Source organism: Suilimivivens aceti (assembly GCF_025567405.1).
GTDB classification, from domain to species: domain Bacteria; phylum Bacillota; class Clostridia; order Lachnospirales; family Lachnospiraceae; genus Suilimivivens; species Suilimivivens aceti.
On record NZ_JAOQKJ010000003.1, the window covers coordinates 63,206 to 83,806 of the forward strand.

At 46.4% G+C, this 20,601-nt stretch carries 23 protein-coding genes; all 23 read right to left on the minus strand.

All coding sequences use genetic code 11. The features are described 5' to 3' along the window. Positions 1-36 precede the first annotated feature (36 nt). Positions 37-1,269, minus strand: coding sequence for a flagellar biosynthesis protein FlhF (gene flhF / locus OCV77_RS03810; protein WP_262573460.1), 1,233 nt, complete (start codon positions 1,267-1,269; stop codon positions 37-39). Further along, entirely contained in the window at positions 1,266-3,299 is a 2,034-nt protein-coding gene (gene flhA, locus OCV77_RS03815) for a flagellar biosynthesis protein FlhA (RefSeq protein WP_118797620.1), read from the minus strand. Before flhA ends, flhF begins: the two co-directional genes overlap by 4 nt. A gap of 22 nt (positions 3,300-3,321) precedes the next feature. Then, the gene (flhB, locus tag OCV77_RS03820; RefSeq protein ID WP_262573461.1) at positions 3,322-4,434 is read right to left on the minus strand and encodes a flagellar biosynthesis protein FlhB; all 1,113 of its coding nucleotides are present in this window, start codon (positions 4,432-4,434) and stop codon (positions 3,322-3,324) included. A gap of 12 nt (positions 4,435-4,446) precedes the next feature. After that, positions 4,447-5,229, minus strand: a complete 783-nt coding sequence (gene fliR / locus OCV77_RS03825; protein WP_118797618.1) for a flagellar biosynthetic protein FliR — start codon at positions 5,227-5,229, stop codon at positions 4,447-4,449. Positions 5,230-5,232: 3 nt separating this feature from the next. Further along, positions 5,233-5,502: a flagellar biosynthesis protein FliQ gene (gene fliQ / locus OCV77_RS03830; protein WP_118797617.1), complete on the minus strand. Its 270-nt coding sequence runs from the start codon at positions 5,500-5,502 to the stop codon at positions 5,233-5,235. Between the two features lie 17 nt (positions 5,503-5,519). Continuing rightward, positions 5,520-6,389 carry a flagellar type III secretion system pore protein FliP gene (fliP, locus tag OCV77_RS03835; protein WP_118797616.1) on the minus strand — a complete coding sequence of 290 codons (870 nt, stop codon included), beginning with the start codon at positions 6,387-6,389 and terminating at the stop codon, positions 5,520-5,522. Positions 6,390-6,401: 12 nt separating this feature from the next. Then, the gene (locus OCV77_RS03840) at positions 6,402-6,770 is read right to left on the minus strand and encodes a flagellar biosynthetic protein FliO (protein WP_118797615.1); all 369 of its coding nucleotides are present in this window, start codon (positions 6,768-6,770) and stop codon (positions 6,402-6,404) included. A gap of 1 nt (position 6,771) precedes the next feature. Then, positions 6,772-7,134, minus strand: a complete 363-nt coding sequence (locus OCV77_RS03845) for a response regulator (RefSeq protein ID WP_118797614.1) — start codon at positions 7,132-7,134, stop codon at positions 6,772-6,774. A 20-nt stretch (positions 7,135-7,154) separates the two neighbouring features. Further along, positions 7,155-8,486 (minus strand): flagellar motor switch phosphatase FliY, encoded by a 1,332-nt coding sequence (gene fliY / locus OCV77_RS03850; RefSeq protein WP_262573464.1) that lies wholly within the window; start codon positions 8,484-8,486, stop codon positions 7,155-7,157. 6 nt (positions 8,487-8,492) lie between these two features. Then, positions 8,493-9,473, minus strand: a complete 981-nt coding sequence (gene fliM / locus OCV77_RS03855) for a flagellar motor switch protein FliM (protein ID WP_118797612.1) — start codon at positions 9,471-9,473, stop codon at positions 8,493-8,495. A 45-nt stretch (positions 9,474-9,518) separates the two neighbouring features. Next, complete coding sequence (locus OCV77_RS03860) at positions 9,519-10,031, minus strand: SPFH domain-containing protein (protein ID WP_118797611.1); 513 nt, start codon at positions 10,029-10,031, stop codon at positions 9,519-9,521. Between the two features lie 20 nt (positions 10,032-10,051). After that, the gene (locus tag OCV77_RS03865; protein WP_118797610.1) at positions 10,052-10,858 is read right to left on the minus strand and encodes an OmpA/MotB family protein; all 807 of its coding nucleotides are present in this window, start codon (positions 10,856-10,858) and stop codon (positions 10,052-10,054) included. After that, positions 10,851-11,648, minus strand: a complete 798-nt coding sequence (locus OCV77_RS03870) for a motility protein A (protein WP_262573468.1) — start codon at positions 11,646-11,648, stop codon at positions 10,851-10,853. The genes OCV77_RS03865 and OCV77_RS03870 overlap by 8 nt, the downstream gene beginning before the upstream one ends. Before the next feature lie 20 nt (positions 11,649-11,668). Continuing rightward, positions 11,669-11,854: a flagellar FlbD family protein gene (locus OCV77_RS03875; RefSeq protein ID WP_118797609.1), complete on the minus strand. Its 186-nt coding sequence runs from the start codon at positions 11,852-11,854 to the stop codon at positions 11,669-11,671. A 117-nt stretch (positions 11,855-11,971) separates the two neighbouring features. Next, positions 11,972-13,327 (minus strand): flagellar hook protein FlgE, encoded by a 1,356-nt coding sequence (locus OCV77_RS03880; RefSeq protein ID WP_262573469.1) that lies wholly within the window; start codon positions 13,325-13,327, stop codon positions 11,972-11,974. An 82-nt stretch (positions 13,328-13,409) separates the two neighbouring features. Beyond that, entirely contained in the window at positions 13,410-13,805 is a 396-nt protein-coding gene (locus OCV77_RS03885; RefSeq protein WP_262573470.1) for a TIGR02530 family flagellar biosynthesis protein, read from the minus strand. Positions 13,806-13,840: 35 nt separating this feature from the next. Next, positions 13,841-14,563, minus strand: coding sequence for a flagellar hook assembly protein FlgD (locus OCV77_RS03890; protein WP_262573471.1), 723 nt, complete (start codon positions 14,561-14,563; stop codon positions 13,841-13,843). A gap of 26 nt (positions 14,564-14,589) precedes the next feature. Next, a complete protein-coding gene (locus tag OCV77_RS03895; RefSeq protein ID WP_262573472.1) occupies positions 14,590-15,981 on the minus strand; it encodes a flagellar hook-length control protein FliK in 1,392 nt (463 codons plus the stop codon). Positions 15,982-16,061: 80 nt separating this feature from the next. After that, positions 16,062-16,943 carry a MotE family protein gene (locus OCV77_RS03900; RefSeq protein ID WP_262573474.1) on the minus strand — a complete coding sequence of 294 codons (882 nt, stop codon included), beginning with the start codon at positions 16,941-16,943 and terminating at the stop codon, positions 16,062-16,064. A 3-nt stretch (positions 16,944-16,946) separates the two neighbouring features. After that, positions 16,947-17,402 carry a flagellar export protein FliJ gene (gene fliJ, locus OCV77_RS03905; RefSeq protein ID WP_262573475.1) on the minus strand — a complete coding sequence of 152 codons (456 nt, stop codon included), beginning with the start codon at positions 17,400-17,402 and terminating at the stop codon, positions 16,947-16,949. 5 nt (positions 17,403-17,407) lie between these two features. Then, positions 17,408-18,724 (minus strand): flagellar protein export ATPase FliI, encoded by a 1,317-nt coding sequence (fliI, locus tag OCV77_RS03910; RefSeq protein WP_317246617.1) that lies wholly within the window; start codon positions 18,722-18,724, stop codon positions 17,408-17,410. Positions 18,725-18,744: 20 nt separating this feature from the next. Beyond that, complete coding sequence (locus OCV77_RS03915; RefSeq protein WP_262573479.1) at positions 18,745-19,590, minus strand: FliH/SctL family protein; 846 nt, start codon at positions 19,588-19,590, stop codon at positions 18,745-18,747. Continuing rightward, on the minus strand, positions 19,583-20,599 hold the full coding sequence (fliG, locus tag OCV77_RS03920; RefSeq protein ID WP_118797603.1) for a flagellar motor switch protein FliG: 1,017 nt from the start codon (positions 20,597-20,599) through the stop codon (positions 19,583-19,585). Before fliG ends, OCV77_RS03915 begins: the two co-directional genes overlap by 8 nt. Between the last annotated feature and the right edge of the window lie 2 nt (positions 20,600-20,601).

Sequence of the window (20,601 nt, forward strand, 5' to 3'; positions counted from 1 at the left end):
TTACCTCTCATTCAATTCATACCTTTTCCAGTCTCATTACTTTCTTGCGTCTTTTCTGCCGCCAAGCAGCAGCTTTACTGTTTTCTGTGGATTAAAGCTTTCCAAATCATCCGGTACATTCTGTCCGCAGGTAACGTAGCAGATCTCTGCTCCTGTATAAAGCCTGATATTGAACATATTACCCCGTTCCTCTGTTTCGTCCAGCTTGGTAAAGATCAGTCTGTAATCAGTTACCTCCCGGTAAGCATCCACGATCTTCTTCAGGTCATTATATTTTGTTGTAGCAGAAAGAACCAGGAATACATCTGTATCTGTCAGTCCATCTGCTGCATGGATCAGTCCCTTTATGATCTCTCTCTGATCTTCATTCTGGTGGGCATGTCCTGCTGTGTCCACCATGATATAATCATAATCCTGGAAATCGCGGACTGCCTGGCTGATCTCTTCTGCGGAATAAATGACTCTGAAGGGTACCTCCAGAATACCGGCATACGTCCGAAGCTGTTCAGCCGCAGCGATCCTGTATGTATCTGCTGTCAGAAGAGCTACCTTCTTTTTTTTATCAAGCTGATATTCTGCTGCGATCTTGGCAATGGTTGTTGTCTTGCCAACACCGGTCGGTCCGATAAAGAACACAACTTTTGGTCCCTTCTGGCTTTCTGTCAGTTCCTGTGAATTTCCAAATTTCAGTATCATTTTCTGATAGACATCCGCCAGTGCATGATCAAACGGTGTTCCCGGCTTGTTGTTCTTCTCCATCTCATCAATGATCAGGTTTGCATATTTTTCATCCACTTCATTATCCAGCATGGTATTGTATACCAGTTTGATAAATCGGGACATTTCATCTTCCTTTATCTCTTCTTCTGGCGCTTCTTCTGTTTCTTCCTCAGGCTTTTTCAGCTGCTGCTCCAGAAGACTGTGCAGACTGTCCAGCTTCTCTTCGATCACACTGTTTTCCAGCTGCTTTTCAAAATCCTTCTGTCCCTGAGGATCTCCTTCCGCCACATGCCGGCTCTCTGCTGTTTTCTCTGCTTTTACAGCATTACCATTCTGGGTGTCTGTATTCTTTCGCAGTGACTGCACCTTCTGTTCGCTTTCTTCTTCAAGAGCCACCGTGACCTCTGTCAGCTGTGGAAGCAGGAATCCAAAAGGTCCTTTCCGTTTTACCTTGCGCACATTCATGATCACGACTGCGCTTCCCAGTTCTTTTTTTGCAGCTTCTACTGCATCATTTTCTGTTTTTGCCTGAAATTTCTTTATTATCATGCTGTCACCATTCCTACCGACTGCAGTTCAACATTATTCTCTATCTCATTATAGGATACTACGATCAGATCCCTGTAATAATCCTCAGTCAGACGCTTAAAGTACATTCTTACAATGGGAGATGTTACAATGATCGGATTCTTGCCCAGGTTTTCCAGCTTGGCAATCTCATCCCCAACACTCTTCATGATCGCCTTCGTTTTTTCGGGATCCAGCGTCAGATATGCACCGTTCTCTGACTGCTTTACGCTTGCCATGATCTCCTGCTCCAGCTTCGGATCCAGCGTCACTACACTGGTGGTTTCATTAGCTGGGAAGAACTTGCTGGAGATTGCTCTCTTCAGGCTCTGTCTCACATACTCTGTCAAAATATCTGTATCCCTTGTAGAAGGTGCATAGTCCGCCAGTGTTTCAAATATAGTGAGCAGATCCCTGATGGAAATTCCCTCCTTTAAGAGATTCTGCAGCACCTTCTGGATCTCGCCAAGGCCAAGCAGCTTTGGTGTCAGCTCTTCAACCAGTGAAGGATTGGTATCCTTCAGGTTATTAACAAGATTCTGTACATCCTGTCTGGTAAGGAGCTCTGAAATATGCTGTCTGATGATCTCTGTCAGATGCGTTGCTATAATGGACGGCGGATCTACTACGGTATAGCCAAGACTCTCTGCTCTTTCCCGCTGTCCCTCTGTGATCCAGATAGCCGGCAGATGGAAGGATGGCTCGAAGGTAGGGATACCTGTGATCTCTTCCTCTACATAACCGGGATTCATGGCCATATAATGATCAAACAGGATCTCACCTTCACTAACCTGGATTCCCTTGATCTTGATAATATACTGGTTCGGGTTCAGCTGGATATTGTCACGCAGTCTGATGATCGGCACTACAGTACCAAGCTCAAGTGCGATCTGTCTTCTGATCATGACTACACGGTCAAGCAGATCACCACCCTGATTCACATCAGCAAGGGGGATGATGCCATACCCAAATTCCAGCTCAATAGGATCTACCTGCAGCAGACTGTTGACATTTTCAGGCTGCCTGATCTCCTCTGCTGCGATCTCCTCCTCGTCTACCTCATTCTCAATCCTGGCTGTTTCAATCTCTCCGGCGATCACACGGCCACAGACAATGAATACCAGTCCGAGAGTCAGGAAGATCAGTGTCGGGAAAGGAGTCACGATACCAAGGGTACAGATAATGATCCCTACTATATATAACGCCTTGGGTATTCCAAACACCTGTCTGATCAGCACTGCACCAAAATCGGCATCCTTTGAGCCCTTTGTTACCAGAATACCTGTTGACAGAGAGATCAGCAGAGACGGGATCTGGCTGACCAGACCATCACCGATTGTCAGGATCGTATAGGTATTTAACGCGTTGTTAAAGTCCATTCCACGTCTCAGGACTCCCATGGCAATACCGCCCACAATATTGACTGCAGTAATAATAAGACCTGCCGTGGCATCTCCCTTTACATACTTCACAGCACCATCCATGGAGCCAAAGAAGCTTGCCTCCTCCTGGATCTTATCTCTTCTTCTCTTGGCCTCTGCATCATTGATTGCACCGGTATTCAGATCCGCATCGATCGCCATCTGCTTACCGGGCATGGCATCCAGAGTAAAACGTGCTGTTACTTCAGCCACACGTTCAGAACCTTTATTGATGATCATAAACTGGACAATGATAAGGATCAGGAAAACGATCGCACCTACGATCAGGTCACCGCCTCCGACATAATTACCGAAGGTCTGGACCACTTCACCAGGATCCCCCGTTGTCAGAATCAGTCTTGTGGAAGAAATATTCAGGGCGATCCTGAATATCGTGGTGAACAGAAGGATGGTCGGAAAGAATGACATATCCAGAACCTCCTTGGCAAACATTGCCGTAAACAGGATCGTAAAACCAAGAGCTATATTACAGGCAAGGAGAATATCGAGAAGCCAGCTCGGGATTGGTATGATCATCATTACAAAGGCTGCAACCAGATATGCTGCAACTGCCAGATCCTGTTTCTTCATCTTTTTTCTCCTTTCCTTTTATTTATGCTTTACCCTTCAGATGATATACAAACGCAAGTACTTCTGCCACCGACTGATAAAGCTCCGGTGGGATCAGTCCCCCAATATCCACGTTAGCATACAGCATTCTGGCAAGCGGCTTATTCTCTACGATCTCCACATCATGCTCTCTGGCGATCTCCTTGATCTTCTGTGCCAGAAAATCCTCTCCTTTAGCTATGACATAAGGCGCATCGTATTTATCAGGATCATATTTGATCGCCACCGCATAATGAGTCGGATTGGTAATGACCACATCTGCTTCCGGAAGCTGCTGCATCATACGTCTTCTGGACGCTTCCTGCATCCTCTGCTTCTGTTTACCCTTGACCTGTGGATCTCCCTCCTGATTCTTATACTCATCCTTGACTTCCTGCTTGGTCATCTTCATGTCTTCTTTAAACTTATGCTTCTGATATGCATAATCCAGAAAAGCGATCACCATATAGACAGCAGAGATCCTGATCCCCACATCAATGGCAGTTTCTCCCACCAGCGAAATCGCCTGATTGAGGCTCATATCATACAGTAGAAAAACACCTGCTATTTTATCCTTCATGTAGCTGTAGACAACATAACATATAATGCCGATCTTAGCTATGGATTTCAGAAGCTCGATCAGTGCATTTGCTGAAAAAATACGTTTAAATCCAGATATGGGATTGAGCTTGCTGAACTTTGGCTGCAGAGGCTTGCTGGTAGGCTTCCACTTAACCTGTACCACATCACATACAACTGCAACTACTACTCCAATCAGAAAAACAGGAGCCAGCATCAGAAGCGTCTTCAGGATGACCGTATGGAGCAGGACAAAAAGCGCTGCTACCGGGATCTTTCCTCCATACATGGTGATTGCATCCGGGATCTGGTTGTAAATACCGGAGAAACAGTCTACCATATTTTCCCCGAGACTTCCCACATATACCTTTAGCAGTATGAACATGGCAAGCAGTCCAAAAGCATTTCCTATCTCCTTACTTTTGGCTACCTGTCCTTCTTTTCTGGCATCTTCCAGTTTTTTGGCGGTAGGCTCTTCTGTCTTTTCCCCGCCTGGTCCATCCTTTGCAAAAAACTGCAGATTATATTCTAAAACCATAGAGCTTTCCTTTTATGCACTCATTACCCTGACAAAGCTGACAACCATACGCTTCATCTGTTCGTAAATGAAGCCTGCCGCATCCGGCAGCATCGCCGTTGTTACAAAAAGCACACAGAAACCCACCAGCACCTTCATCTGGATACCAACTGCAAACATATTCAGCTGCGGTGACACCTTGGCAAGAATGCCAAGCACAGCATTCAGGATAATCATCACTGCAAAGATCGGCAGGCAGATCCTGAAGCCTACGATAATATAATCTCCCATAAAGGTGATCAGTGCCTGCAGCAGTGCATCGTCATGGAACACCGCTCCATTAATGGGAATCAGTTCATAAGTCTCAGCAAGTGCTTTCAGCAGATATCTGTGCATGCCGGAGATCATGAGCAGAAGCAATACCATATAATTGTAATATACACCGGTAATCGTCGTCTGCTGTTTGGTAGCAGGGTCAAACAGACTGGCCATGGAAAGCCCCATCTCCATATCTGCAATCTGCCCCGCAAAGGATACTACCGCCGTGCAGAGGTTGGCTCCAAAGCCTATCAGGAATCCGGTTACTGCCTCTTTCATAACAATAATGGTATATCCTGTCAGTGTATCATATGCAGCCTCCTGCTCCGGTCCTGTCTGATATAACAGAACCGATATAAAAAAAGCAAGTCCCACACGCACTCTTGACGGCGTATTGCTCATACTGAAGAATGGTGCAATATAGACAAAGCTGGCAACCCTGACAAAAATAAGAAGAAATAATTCAAGATCACCATAGCTGAAACTGTAATCTATCATATCCTACCTGGTATACAGACTGAAATTAGACCACAGTCTGTTCATAAATTCTGTTATCTGCGTAAGCATCCAGTTTCCCAGCACGATAATGGACAGAAAGACTGCCAGTATCTTGGGTACAAAGGTCAGTGTCTGTTCCTGGATCGATGTTACTGTCTGAAAGATACTGATCAGAAGCCCCACGATCAAAGACACCAGAAGAATCGGCGCTGATACCTTGATCACAAGAAACAGGGCATCGCTGGCAATTGCCGTAACGTCATCAATACTCATTGCTTATGCTCCTTCCATCATTTGAATGTCCTGACCAGATTCACTATGATCAGATTCCATCCGTCTGCAAGTACAAACAGCAGGATCTTGAACGGCATGGATATCGTTGTAGGCGGCAGCATCATCATACCCATACTCATCAATGCTGATGATACCACCATATCGATCACGATAAACGGTATATAAATAATAAAGCCAATGATAAACGCTTCCCTTAGCTGTCCCACCATAAAGGCCGGTGCCAGCACTGATAACGGAATATCATCCAGCGCCCCGCTCTCCCAGCTGTCACCGCTGATATCCATAAATACATCCACATCCTCTGTCTGTGTCTGCTTATACATAAATTCCCTGAGTGGCTGGATCCCTCTTTCCAAAAATTCCTGCTGGTCGATCTCACCCTGCTCCATGGGGACAACCGCTTCCTCATAGATCTGTGTCATGTAAGGACGCATAATAAAAAAGGTCAGAAATAAAGCTAACCCAATCAACACCTGATTCGGAGGCGCTGTCTGGGTATTTAAAGCCGACCTTGTAAAATGCAGAACGATCAGTACCTTCGTAAAAGAGGTAAGCATGATCAGAAGGGTTGGTGCCAGTGCGATCAGCGTCAGTGTGATCAGAATCCTTAAGGATCCACTCACCTGTCCGTTTCCATTATTATAGGTAACTGTCATCGTATTGGCAATATTCAGTTCCGAAAGCTCGTCAGGAGTGCTGGCCGTTCCCGGTTCTTCAATATTCGTCCTTTCCTCTGTACTGCCCGTAAGGTGGGAATCCACCTCTGTTGCATATACACTGGAAGAAGGGATAATAGACAATATGCCCACCGTCAGCAGCAGGCATATGATTTTCATTATTCTGTTTGCATGGAAAAACTTTTTCATGCGGTTCAAAACTCAGTCATCCTCTTTTGCGTTCTGTTTTTTAAACTTTTCCAGTATGTCACCAAAATTCAGATTCTGTCCGTTACCATTTTCATGGAACTGGATCTCTTCTCTGGACAATTCAGCCAGCATATGAATTTCATCTTTTCCCACTGCAATGACCAGATATCTTTCACCTGCACGTACAATCTGCAGATATTTATTTCCGGTAACCCGCATGGTCTCAATCACTTCAAGATTACACCCTGCCGCCTTTGTCTTCTGGTACCCTGCGATCCATCTCGTAGTCAGCCAGGTGACCGCAAGGACAAAGACGAACAGGATCAGTACTGTCATAAACTGTAAAAACCCATCCGTTCTGTCCATACCTGTCAGAAGCATATTATCCTACTACCTTCTTTACTGCCTCCAGTACACGATCTGCCTGGAACGGCTTTACAATAAAGTCTTTGGCTCCACTCTGGATAGCCTCAATAACCATTGCCTGCTGACCCATTGCTGAACACATGATAACCTGTGCAGAAGGATCTGCTGCCTTGATATTTTTCAGTGCCTGAATGCCATCTACCTCCGGCATCGTGATATCCATCAGAACAAGATCGGGCTTCAGCTCGTTGTATTTTTCAAGAGCCTTTGCTCCATTCTCTGCTTCTCCGGCAACATTATAACCATTTTTGGTCAGAATGTCCTTAATCATCATACGCATGAATGCTGCATCGTCTACAATTAAAATATTCTTTGCCATAACTTTTCTCCTATACTTTTCTATTTAATGATCTCCGTTACGCGGACACCAAAACTCTCTTCGATTACTACAACTTCACCTTTAGCTACAAATTTTCCATTTACCAGCACATCTACCGGCTCTCCGGCGATCTTGTCCAGTTCGATGATCGTACCCGGTGCAAAATCCAGAATCTCGGCAATGGATTTCTTCGTCCTTCCAAGCTCTACGGTAACCTCCAGCGGTACATCCATGATCAGACCGATATTCTCCTGACCGGGCATCTGCCCCTGTCCTGTGGCACCGGAAAAGTTCTGGAACTGTGCAGGCTGAATATTCATGCTCTGCTGCTGGCTCATATCCATCTGTGGCATTCCATAGCCAGGCATCGTACCCATCTGCGGCATTCCATAACCGGGTGCCATGCCCATCTGTGGCATTCCATAGCCAGGTGCCGCACCCATCTGCTGTGTGCCCATCTGTGGATTCACGCTTCCTGCCGGAGCAGCTGCTGTCGGCGGCACATATGGCGCTGGTTCCGGTGCTGCCGGTGCAGTGGCTGGTGCCGGTGCGGAATCCTGCGTGGATATAAATGTTTCATAAAGGCTCTTCGCAAATTCTATCGGATAAAGCTGCATGATCGTACTGTCTACAAGATCTTCGATCTGCATCCGGAAAGAAATCTTTACAAAAGTATGTGAGAGGAAATCTGCAATGTCTCCACCAAATTTAAAATCCTGCAGATCGATCCTGGTTGCTTCCGGGGGACTGATATCGATCATTTTCCCAAGCATCGTTGACATGGAAGTGGCCGCTGATCCCATCATCTGGTTCATCGCCTCGGAAATGGCACTCAGATGTAGCTCTCCGAGTTCACCATCTGTATTACTTCCATCTCCTCCCATCATCAGGTCTGTGATCACCTTAACGTCATGCTCCTTGAGTATCATAATATTGGAGCCATCAAGTCCTGATGTATATCTGATCTGAATAAAGACGCACGGTCTTTGATAATCCCTAGTCACCGTATCCCAGTTTGCAAGTTCAACAACTGGGGTTGTAATATTCACTTTTCTGTTTACCAACGAATACAGTGTTGTTGCAGAAGACCCCATGCTGATATTGGCGATCTCTCCAATAGCATCCTTCTCTGTATCACTTAACAGGTTTTCATCAATCGGATCTGATTTGATCTCTGATCCCGAAGTACCTGCACCTTCTGTTTTCGTACTGTCATCTGCTGCAGCATTTTCTGCTTCCCCGGCATCTCCTGTCTTTGCAGGATCCGCTGTGGTATCGCCATCTGCACCCTTGGAAAGATCCATCCCACTAAGCAGTGCATTTATTTCATCCTGCGATAACATTCCATCCATGCGTTCCTACTCCTCCTCTCTGATCACCGACATGACCCGAACAGCATATTTATCACCGTTTGAACCAGGAAGTGCCGTGAACTTCTTGATATTTCCTACATATACATCCATTTCTGAAGCAACTCCTGTTCCCAGCCTGATCACATCTCCCAGCTGCAGGTTTATAAAATCATTCACTGATACAAGGCTCTTTCCAAGTACAGCCCTGACAGGAACATCTACCCTTTTCAGCATAGCTTCCAGACTTTCACTGTAATTCTCAGTGCTTTCCTTCTGCATGGTAGAAAACCAGTACTTCGTATTCAGCTTGTCCATGACATCTTCCAGCGTAAAGAAGGGAAGACAGACATTCATATGTCCTTCCACGTCTCCGATCTTGACATTCATCGTTACGATCGCGATCATGTCACTTGGCGCGATCACCTGTGCAAACTGTGCATTGGTCTCAATCCTCTCCATTACCGGATTGATATCAATGACATTCTTCCATGGTTCCCTCATCAGCTGCATACAGACAACCATCAACTTTTCCAGAATGATCATCTCTATCTCTGAGAAGTCCCTGGCCTTATCAAGCGGCTGTCCCTGTCCGCCAAGCATTCTGTCTATCATGGCAAATCCAAGATTGGATGCCAGTTCTATGATAATATCTCCATTCAGCGGCTGGAAATCTACAATCCCCAAAATGACCGGATTGGAAAGCGAATTAGTAAATTCCGAAAATGTAACAGTCTCAGAGCTGCTCACCGACACCTGTATATTCTTCCGCAGATAAACCGGAAGATTGGTCGACAGCAGTCTTCCATAATGCTCATAAATAATTTCAAGTGTCCGCAGATGCTCCTTGGAGAACTTCGCAGGTCTCTTGAAATCATAGTCCTTAACCTGTTTATCTCCTGTCTCCTGCATCTGGTCAACATCCAGTTCTCCGGTGCTGAGTGCAGCCAGCAGATTGTCTATTTCACTTTGAGACAGTACCTCGCCCACAGAAGCTCACCTCCTTCATCCATTCTTCAGTCCCACATCTGTGTGCTATTGATAAAGTGCACTGCTCAACGTTACATTAAATATGAACTTGGAGTCAAACATCTTCTGTACTCTTTCAAGGATCTGCTGCTCCACCTCGCTGCTGCTGACCTTGATATCCTCCAGCGTATAGGAAGAAACAACATCATTGATCTCACCCTTGATCAGGCTTTCTCTTGTACTCAGATCACCATATGCCTTATAATCCTTGTCCTTCGAATTCATGGAAAAGGTCACAGTAATCACAGCAACATGGTTCGCCGTATCACCATCTGTACTTTCAAGAGGGATCGTCAGATCTGCAATATCATATGTTACAACATCTGACATAGGAACTGTTTCCTGTTCTTCTTCACTGCCATCCTCTCCAAGATCTATGGAGATCGCTGCTGCGATATCTCCCACAAGTGCTGCCGTTTTCTTATTGGTTCCGGTCACACTTATCAGTGTCACAGCGGAAAGCACGACATTTACAATCAGAAGTGCAAGAATTACGATAGATATCAGATTTTTTTTCATTGTTTATAGTCCCCTTTATATCAGTAAGAGCTGAGTTCATTATAAATCTTGATCTCGACCCGTCTGTTTTTCGCTCTTCCTTCTGCGGTAGAGTTATCAGCAACAGGATCATATTCCCCTCTGCCAGAGTGCTTGATCATCGCCGGATCCAGTGTGGTGTTCTGCACCAGATAATAAAATACCGAAAGTGCACGTCCATCACTAAGCTCATCATTATTGGAGTATTTCGCTCCGGACATCGGCACATTGTCCGTATGTCCTTCTATTTCAATCACACCAGGACTGTACTTCTGCAAAATAAGTCCCACCTGGTTCATGATAGGAAGTGCTTCCTCCTTAAGCTTGACACTTCCGGAGTCAAAGAGTATCGCTCCATTCAGTGTCAGCTGCACATACTGGGATGTAAATTCCACATCGATCTCACTATTTAGGTTCTTTTCCTGAAGCGTCTCGCTGATCTTCTCTGCAAGCTCCTCAGAAGCTTCCAGCTTCGCCTGTTCCATGGCATCTGCTGCTGATTCCAGATCATCCGGGATCACATTTCCTTCCGCATCCCTGCCAGTGCTGTTAATATAATTATCCAGCTCATTCAGCTGACTGACACCATTTGAGATCAGAAGTCCGTCACCAATTGCAGATGCACCTGCCGAAAATATGCTGAACGTCTGATTAAAGGACGCTGCCAGCAGTTCAAATTTCTGGGCATCCATGGTAGACATGGAAAACAGCATTACAAAGAAGCACAGCAAAAGATTCATCAGATCACCAAAGGTCGACGTCCACGCAGGGGCGCCCTTGGGCGGTTCTTCCTGCTTCCTCTTAGCCATTCTCTTCACCTCCGTTGTCACCCTCCTGCATGATCCTGTCACCAGGTGAAAGGAAGGACTTCAACTTCTCTTCTATGACTCTCGGGTTCTCTCCTGCCTGAATAGAAAGAAGACCTTCGATCATGATCTCCTTCATCATGATCTCTCCCGAGTTATTTGTCTTAAGCTTGCTTGCAACAGGTGTACAGATCCAGTTTGCAAGCAGGGATCCATACAATGTCGTGATAAGTGCTACCGCCATGGACGGTCCGATTGCTGAAGGATCATCCATTTCATAAAGCATGTTTACAAGACCGATCAGAGTACCGATCATACCCCAGGCAGGACCCATGGCTCCAAGATCCTCCCAAAAGGAAATATTCTTCTTATGGCGGTCTTCAATACTGATCAGCTCCGTTTCCATGATTCCTCTTACAAGATCCGGATCAGTACCATCCACAATAAGCAGGATGCCCTTTTTCATGAAATCATCATCCAGATTACCTGCTGCCTCCTCCAGGGAAAGCAATCCCTCCTTACGGGCAACATTGGAAAGATCTATGATCTTCTGTATCATGGACTTCGCATCCAGATCAGGAGCCTTGAAGATCAGGGTAAAGCTCTTCAGTCCGCCGATATAATCCTTCAGTGTCGATCCCATCAGGATCGCAAAGAATGAACCGCCAAATGTGATGATCATTGACGGCAGATCCAGATAACGGTTAATATGTGCAAGGCCGGCACTCTGTATCATACCGAAGGCACACATTCCAAAACATAATAACAGCCCTAAGAGAGACGCTAAATCCACGATTAATACCTGTTTTTGCGTTAATGTGCAAAAATTTCCTTTCTATAAGATTTTACAAGATTTTTTATCTCTTGTCTACTTTCTTTTATAATTATTTTTCTGCCCGTGGTAAAGAATACCACAGTATCCGGTGTTTCTTCAACAACTTCGATCAGATCCGGATTTACTAATACTTTAGTCCCATTGATCTTAGTTACCTCTATCACTGCTGCTTTTCCTCCAAAACATCTGAAGGAACCGGCTCCCCGATTCCCCCAGATTTCTATCTTTAAGCTTCACTTCAGTGGACTGTTTCCTCTGTTGTCAGGGTTTACTGTCTGACCCTATCTTTTCAGATTAGTCAGTTCTTCAAGTAATGTATCTGATACGGTGATGATACGGCTGTTTGCCTGAAAACCACGCTGGGTTGTGATCATTTCCGTAAACTCAGAAGAAAGATCCACGTTACTCATCTCAAGGACACCGGTATTCATATAGCCGCCGCCAGTTGTAATATCTTTTCCGATACCATCGAAATCACCAGAGTTCTGTGTTGCAGAATAGAGGTTATCCCCTTCCTTGGCAAGACCGGACGCATTTGCGAAGGTTGCTACTGCGATCTGTCCAAGAAGCCTGGAGCAGCCATTATCATAGTTTGCATAGATCATTCCATCCTTCTGGATTTCGATCCCGCTCATTTCCCCTACCTTACGTCCGGCGCCATTTCCCTTGGCATCTCCGCGGATCGGAGAAACAGTGGAGGAACCGTTGTTGTTCAGATTGGAGCATTTTGAAAAATCAATAGTGATATCAGTAAAGCTCGGGAAGGTTCCCGTATCAAAGTGCAGCGTCAGTGTGCTTTCTGTTCCTCCTGCTGTTCCCACATTCTTGAAGGAGCCATTCTTTAGATCAAACTCCAGCACGGGGGCTGTAACATTCGTATTATTCTGCTGCAGGCTTGCCTTTGTCTTGTCAGCCAGCACCGTCTTTCCCTTGGAATCCAGGATATCATCCAGCTGTACTGTAAAGGTTCCATCTGTTGTTGTGGAGTGCACACTCAGCTTTGCTGTATATTTGTAGCCCTGATTATCATAGAACTCCAGGTTCATGATCTTTCCGGCTGCAGCGTTGACATTAGTATCATTCTTATCAATGATACCGGAAATCCTTGCTGACTTGGTCGCTTCCGGAGGATATGTCATGTTTTCTGTTGTCATGATCCGGAGGGCGGATACAGTGTCCTGCTTGATCGCAGATGCATCATTAGGGTCTACCTTCCAACCCATGACATTGTATCCGGTACTGGTCATTGCCAGATTTCCAGCGCCATCCACGTAGAAGGAACCGTCTCTTGTGAAATAATTGTTCTGTCCGTTGTTTACAATAAAGAACGAATCCCCCGTGATCATGATATCAAAGGGATCGTTTGTTGTCTGGGAAGCACCCTGAGTTGTGATCGCTGTCTTGATCGCGCTTGTCTTGGCACCAAGACCGATCTGCCTTGCGTTGATACCGCCTACTCCGGTTGTCGGATTGGCACCGGATGCAGCCTGTGTGGTCTGATACATCAGATCACTGAATGTCATAGACTGTGATTTGTAAGCTGTGGTATTTACGTTTGCAATATTATTACCAATTACGTCCATTCTGGTCTGATGGGTCTTAAGACCCGCAACACCAGAATATAATGATCTCATCATAGGAAAAATGACCTCCTTTAGTGTAAGCCGCTTCTGTTCCCTCTGTCAGTCAGGAACATCAGCCCCCGTAAGGTCCGGCTGTTTAAATAATAACGGCTCCATCAATATTTGTAAAAATGTTTTCTGTGGCATCCTGTCTGTCCATGGCAGTCACTACGGTGCTGCTCGGAACATTAACAATAAATGCCAGCTGGTCTACCAGCACTAATGACTCCTTAATTCCCTTCTGCTGTGCTTTTTCAGTTCCCTCCTGCAGTCTGTCAAGCTGCCCTCTGGAAAGCTCGATCTGACGGTCTGCCAGCCTGCTTGCCGCATGCTTGGAAAATCTGACTGTCTGTGTTTCCTCCTGCTTGTTATTCAGGATATCCTGAAAGGAAACACCGTTCCTTTCCTGCCCCTTCTTTAACTGTCCGGTTCCGGAAAGGTACTGATCCTGCACCTGTCTGAGGGAAAGGAATCCGCTATCCTGCACTTTCATCCTGTTCTCCTCCCTGAGTGGAATCTGCATCCTTGTTATTCGGTTTTCCCAGTATCCTTACCTGCAGGATCCTTTCCTTCAGACCCTTCTCCGCCTTCTGTCTTATCGCCGTTCTCAGTCTTATTCTCTTCTTTAAGTGCCGTGATCCTGTCTATATAGCTCTGCAATTTTTTCACATCACTTTCCGGGATAAAGCTCTTCTGGTAATCTGTCATGGCATTATAAGCCTTCTGGAGAGTCTCAACCTTGTCCTTATGCTCCAGCGTGAGCTCAGAAACATCCGGCAGGTCATACAGTGTCTTAATAAACAGCTGTGCCAGATCAACTGCATCCTGATAATCCTGGCCTATCACTGCAGACACATCATCGATAGAATATAAGGTACCATCAATAGAAACATATGCCTTGTTGTTTTCATACTTCACGTACTCAACCATGCCCTGTACTTCCTTGGTATTTCCGGCAGAATCCGTTGTCTGGATCAGTACCTGCTTTCCTACCATGGAAGATGCCCTTGATAATTCCAGTGTAGCTGACATATTCTGCATCTGCTCTACCTGTGAGAAGGTTGCATACTGGGAAATATATTCCGTGTTTGAGGTAGGCTCCAGGGGATCCTGATATTTCATCTGTGCTACCAGAAGCTGTAAGAACGCTTCTTTATCCATTCCATTCTTGGATGTGGTGGCCTGCTTTACGGAAGACTGGGATGCGGTTTCCTGGATCTCACCATTTTTAACTACTGCGCTGACGCCCATCTGTTATGTACTCCTTTCTGCACGTCCTATGCGGTATAATCTACCGTCGTGCCATTTGCTTTCATCATGCTTGCTGCCAGACGCTCCTCTTCCTCTGCCGTCTCCTCGAAATCATCCGATAAGGCATTCAGATTCAGACGTCTTCTTGCTTTTTTCTTATCCTGATAGAGGTTTTCATTTCCTCTGTCCTGTCCCTTGTACAGATTGCTTTCAAATGCGTGGCTCTCTACAGTCACCTCTACAGCTTCTATCCTCACACCCTGTTCTTCAAGGGTATTCTTAAGAACTGTCATCTGGCTTTCAATTGCTGCCCTTACACTTTCATTCTGTACCTGGAAATGCGCGGTCACTTCACCGCCCTTTGACACAAGCTGGATCTTCAATGTTCCCAGTGTTTCCGGATGAAGCTGCATTTCCAGCTGATCCATTTCCGGCTTTAACTGTACCTTCATGTAATCCATGATCTGATCCATAATCTCCTGTGTCTGCGTACTGCTTTCCGCATACGCTGCACTTTCCTGCATCTGCAGGGGTGCTTCTGTTTCCTTCTGCAAAAGAACATTATTATGCACCGGGGCTGCTTCTCCCATGTGCTGTCCTCTGCTTCCAGTCTCCTGTTTTCCATCCTCGTGGGATGTATGTTCTCCGGTATGCTTTTCAGAAACTGCTTCTTCTGTCATACCTTCCTTCTGAATGGTTATAGTCCCATCCATTCTGGCGCTTTCTTCCGGAACATCTGCAGTCCGTACATTTTCTTCCGGCACTGTGTTTTCTGTGTTCTTCATTCCTGTGACATTTTCTGTCACCTGTTCAGGTATCTCCTGCAGTTCTGCAAGGCTCTGCGTAAGCTCCTGCGGACTTAAGGAAAATTCCTCCATCAGCCCCTCCTTCACATCGGAAAGCTGCATCAGAAGATTCTGTACGTTATCATACAGACCTTCATCTGTCAGAAGAGCCATGGAGTCATCCGCCCCTGAAAGTGCTACTATAAGCTCAGTCAGGTTCTCTGCATTTAACAGATCTGCCGGTGTAAGAGAAAGTTCGTCCATGGCAGCCTCAACATCTGCCTCTGATACGTTCATCTCCCTGGCCACACTGGCTGCCAGCTCCTGTCCTGCCTTTGTCACTGCATCTTCCAGAGCACCGGTGTCCTTTTCTTCCTTTACACCATTCTTTGGCTTCAGTGTCTGTGTGCTCTTACCGGCTGATCCAAGTTTGTCCCTGATGGACTCTCCCGTATTTCCGGTTTTCTTCACATTCTGCGCTGCAGCAGCTGTTTCATTGCTGCCAGATGTCTTTCCCATGACATCACCAAAGCTTGTGCCTCCTGCATTTTTGATACCTGAGAATGTTGTCTGCGCTGTCTTTCCCACAAGATTCATCAGAGAGTCTGAGCTTCTTACAGGTGTGCTTGTCATTCACATTCCTCCATTCTCTATTAGTCCCTTCAGACTTTTTATCAAGGTACAAAAATATATCGGTAAAAACAGGCGTTTTCTTAAGATTCAGGATCCATGATCTTGGTCAGCTTAGCTGCCACTTCAGGATCCATGACGCCAAGGATCTTTCCTCTGTCTTCCGCTTCCATGGCATTCAGGATGCGGGCAGCCAGATCCAGATTATCCGTCATTGCCTCAAAGATAGCTGCCGCTTCCTTGGGCTTCATGGACGAATAGGCCATGGCGTAATTCTTGACTTCGTCTGTTTCTTCCGTCTGCTGTACGACCTGCTTATACAGGTACTCTGCGGCTGCAGGATCGATTTCCTCGTAATACTTCTTATACTCCTCGATCCCCGGTCCTTTATCCGAATAAACTACTTCTTCGTAAAACTCTGTTTTGATCCGCTGGAACTCTACCTGGCTGTCCTCAAAGGTCTTCAGTCTGTCTACCTCAGCCTGAAGCTCCTTTACTTCATCTGTGCTGGTCGTCTCTGCCGACTTGGCACGTTCCAGCTCCAGCTCCAGCTCCTTGATATAATCTACAGCGTCCTTCAGGTTGTCGTAGCCTCCGTAAGAGCCGCTGTCGCTCTCATCCACGGCGACATCTGTATTCTTTGGCAGGATCAGATTTAAGACCGGCACATCCTTTAAAACCGGTGTCAGCACATTGCTTCCGAATCCGCCAAAATCAAGCTTGACGATCAGGCACAGGATCGCTACCCAGATCAGCACGATCACAAAGGTAACTGCAAATACAGATCCCTGGTTTCCATCATCGTCCTCTTCAAGCTCAGCCTCACGTCCTGCAATTTCCTTCGCCTTCTGCCTGGCCAGCTTTTTCTGCTCCTTCTGCTCGTTTTTCAGTTTTTTCTTTTCATCCTTCAGACGCTTTTTTTCAGTTTTGGCGTCATCCGGTGTCATTTCATCATCCAACGGCATATTTTATTCTCCACTGTTTCTTTTCTGTCCATAGGTGTAGCTTACCAGTTCATCAATTTCCTTGGATTCTCTGGCATTTTCTTCTTTCATAAAGCTTTCAAAGGCCTTTTCCTTCAGTTTCTCCTGGGTTTTGCTTTCCTTCATTGCTTCCGTCAGCTTTTCCCTGGCCTCCTCCAACACCTTTTCCGCCTTTTCCACAGCCCTCTGCTGGGCTGTGATAAGCCTCTTCATATTCTCTATGGCATCCCGGTTTTCCAGGATATCTCTTACATTCAGTCCGCTTTCCCGGAGTTTTCTTCCTTCTTCCACATAAGCATCTTTTCTTTCCTTCAGCTTCTGCAGCTTATCTTCCTCCAGCGTCAGCTGCAGTCTTGCCTTTGCAAATTCATTTTTGGCCTGTTCTTCCAGCTTCTGTTTGATGTCCAGGATGCTCTGCATCCGGTAAATAAACTTTGCCATAATTATCAGGATCCTTCAAAAATATGCTCCAGCAGCTGTATCGTTTCTTCAAAGGTAAATTTGTCATTGACATCCTGCTGCAGAAAGGCATTTACCTCCTGGATCTTGCTGACCGCATAGTCAATCTCAGGATTGCTCCCCGCCTTATAAGCGCCAATATTGATCAGATCCTCTGCCTCATTATAGGTTGCCATGACATTCTTCAGTTTGCCGGCCAGCTGCTTATGCTCCCTTGTTGCGATCTGGCTCATACATCTTGATATACTCTGCAGCACATCAATAGCCGGATAATGATTCTTATGGGCCAGCTTCCTGTTCAGCATGATATGACCATCCAGGATGCTTCTTGCTGTATCCGTGATCGGTTCATTAAAGTCATCACCATCTACAAGCACGGTATACAGTCCGGTAATAGATCCCCTGTCCGAACAGCCTGCCCGTTCTAACAGTCTTGGCATTTCAGAATATACGCTTGGCGGGTATCCCCTGGATACCGGCGGCTCACCGCTCGCCAGCCCGATTTCCCTCTGTGCCATGGAAAAACGTGTCAGGGAGTCCATCATCAGAAGGACATCCTTTCCCTGATCCCGGAAGTACTCTGCGATCGCAGTCGCAGTCTGGGCTGCTCTTTTTCTTTCAAGCGCCGGTCTGTCGGATGTGGCAACCACGACCACTGACCGCTTCATGCCCTCTTCCCCGAGATCCCTCTCTATAAACTCGCGCACCTCACGTCCACGTTCTCCGATCAGTGCAATGACGTTGATATCTGCTTTTGTATTTCTGGCAAACATACCCATAAGGGTCGATTTGCCAACACCGGAGCCTGCGAAGATCCCGATACGCTGTCCCTTGCCGACTGTGATCAGTCCATCTACTGCTTTCACACCAAGCGGCAGTACATCACAGATGATCTTACGGCTCATAGGATCCGGCGGTGGTGCTTCTACCGGGTAGTCAATGCCGCCATGCAGCTGCTCCCCTTCCATCCTGCCAAGGCCGTTCAGTGTTTTTCCAAGCAGCTCCTCTGATACCTTTACTGTAAGGGCATGCCCTGTATTCTCTACGACACTTCCCGGTCCGATGCCCTCTACCTTATCATAGGGCATCAGCAGGACCTTTCCTTCCTTAAAGCCGACAACCTCCGCCTGAACCGGCTTTTCCTCTGTTCCTCCATTCCGGGAGGAGATCAGGCAGATATCTCCCAGCTTTGCCTGGGGTCCCTTCGACTCTGTCGTCAGACCTACCACATTTACAACCCTTCCTCTTACCTTGAAAAGGTCTTCCTGCAGTACTTTGTTATATTTATCCCAATCAATGGTCAGTTCCACTTCTTTTAAAACCTCTACTTCAAAGCTTCATAGGAAAGGAGCTTCAGCTTCCTCGTAAGTTCAGAAAGCTCTGTATCCAGGCTGCAGTCATATACTCCGTTTTCTGTTTCGATCATGGCCTGTCCGGCAGAAAGTGTCTTATCCTCTGCAATTTCAACAGATACTGTGCTTCCACCCGCCTCTTTCTGAAGCCGTTCCTTATTTTCTTTCACATTCTTATAATCATTTCCGGATACATGGATCAGGAGATTCCTGCACCCTTCGATCTTCTGCATGGTATTACAAAGCAGTGTGGTCACCAGCTCATGATAGTCTGAAAGATCGACTTTGAATATATGTTCATAAATTCCTGTCAGTGCCTCAATGAACCGGGGTTCCAGCTCCCGTTCTTCCTTTTCAAAGGCAGCCTGCAGCTCCTTAAGCTTCTGCTGGTATTCCGCTTTTACAGCCTCTGCTTCCTGCCTTCCCTGGCGTTCCCCATCCCGGTAGCCGTCTTCTCTGGCTTCCTCATAGGCCTTTTTCTGGATCTCCGCAGTCTGCTCCTTCGCCTGTGCGATCATCTCATCCGTCTGTGACCTGATCTTTTCAAGCTCATTCCTGGCTTCCTCGATTTCCTGCTTCAGCGCATTTTTTTCTTCTTCCTGGGAATCAGGACCAGTGTCATTCAAAAGTGCATCTACCACTTCTGTATCCTCTGGCTCTCCTGATATTTCCTGCGCACTGCTTTCAGCAGTACTCTGAAAAGACGCACTGTGCAGCACCTTGTCCAGCTTCTTTTCAGCCAGTGCATTATTGTCTATGATACGTTTGTCCTCACTGTCCATATGGATCAGTCCGGATTTATACAAATTCTTAAACAACGATCTCGTCTCCTCCGCCTCTGGAAATAACAATTTCGGCAGAATCCTCCAGCTTTCTGATGATGTTTACGATCTTCTGCTGTGCCTCTTCCACGTCCTTCATACGGACAGGACCCATGAACTCCATGTCTTCCTTGATCATAACTGCAAGACGCTTGGACATGTTGTTGAAGATAGCTGTCTGCACCTGCTCATTAGCGCCCTTAAGTGCAAGGGCAAGGTCATTATTGTCCACATCACGAAGAACTCTCTGGATTGCCCTGTCATCAAGCAGCAGGATATCCTCGAATACGAACATCTTCTTCCGGATCTCGTCTGCCAGCTCCGGCTCCTCGATCTCCAGTGTTTCCATAATATGCTTCTCTGTTCCACGGTCTACCGTGTTCAGGATATCTACCACTGCGTCTACACCGCCAATGATCGTGTAATCCTGGTTGACCAGTGACGAAAGCTTGGATTCCAGCACCTTTTCCACCTCTTTGATCACATCCGGACTTGTTCTGTCCATCATGGCAATACGCTTTGCCACATCGGACTGCCGCTCCGGCGGCAGTGCTGATATGATCATCGCTGCCTGTCCGGCCGGCAGATAGGACAGGATCAGGGCGATCGTCTGAGGATGCTCATCCTGAATGAAATTCAGCAGCTGGGAAGCATCTGTCTTCCGCACAAATTCGAAAGGCTTTACCTGCAGGGACGCTGTCAGCTTGCCGATCACATCCATTGCCTTATCTGCACCAAGTGATTTCTCAAGGACTTCCTTGGCATAACCGATACCACCTTCTGCGATATACTGCTGTGCCAGACAGATCTCATAGAATTCGTTGATCACGTCTTCCTTGATCTGCGGCGTAATACTCCGTGTATTTGCAATTTCAAGTGTCAGCTCTTCAATTTCATCTTCCTTCAGATGCTTAAATATAGAAGAAGACCTCTCTGGTCCAAGGGCGATCAAAAGGATCGCTGCCTTCTGTACACCTGACATCTTATCGTCCGGATATCTGCTCATAT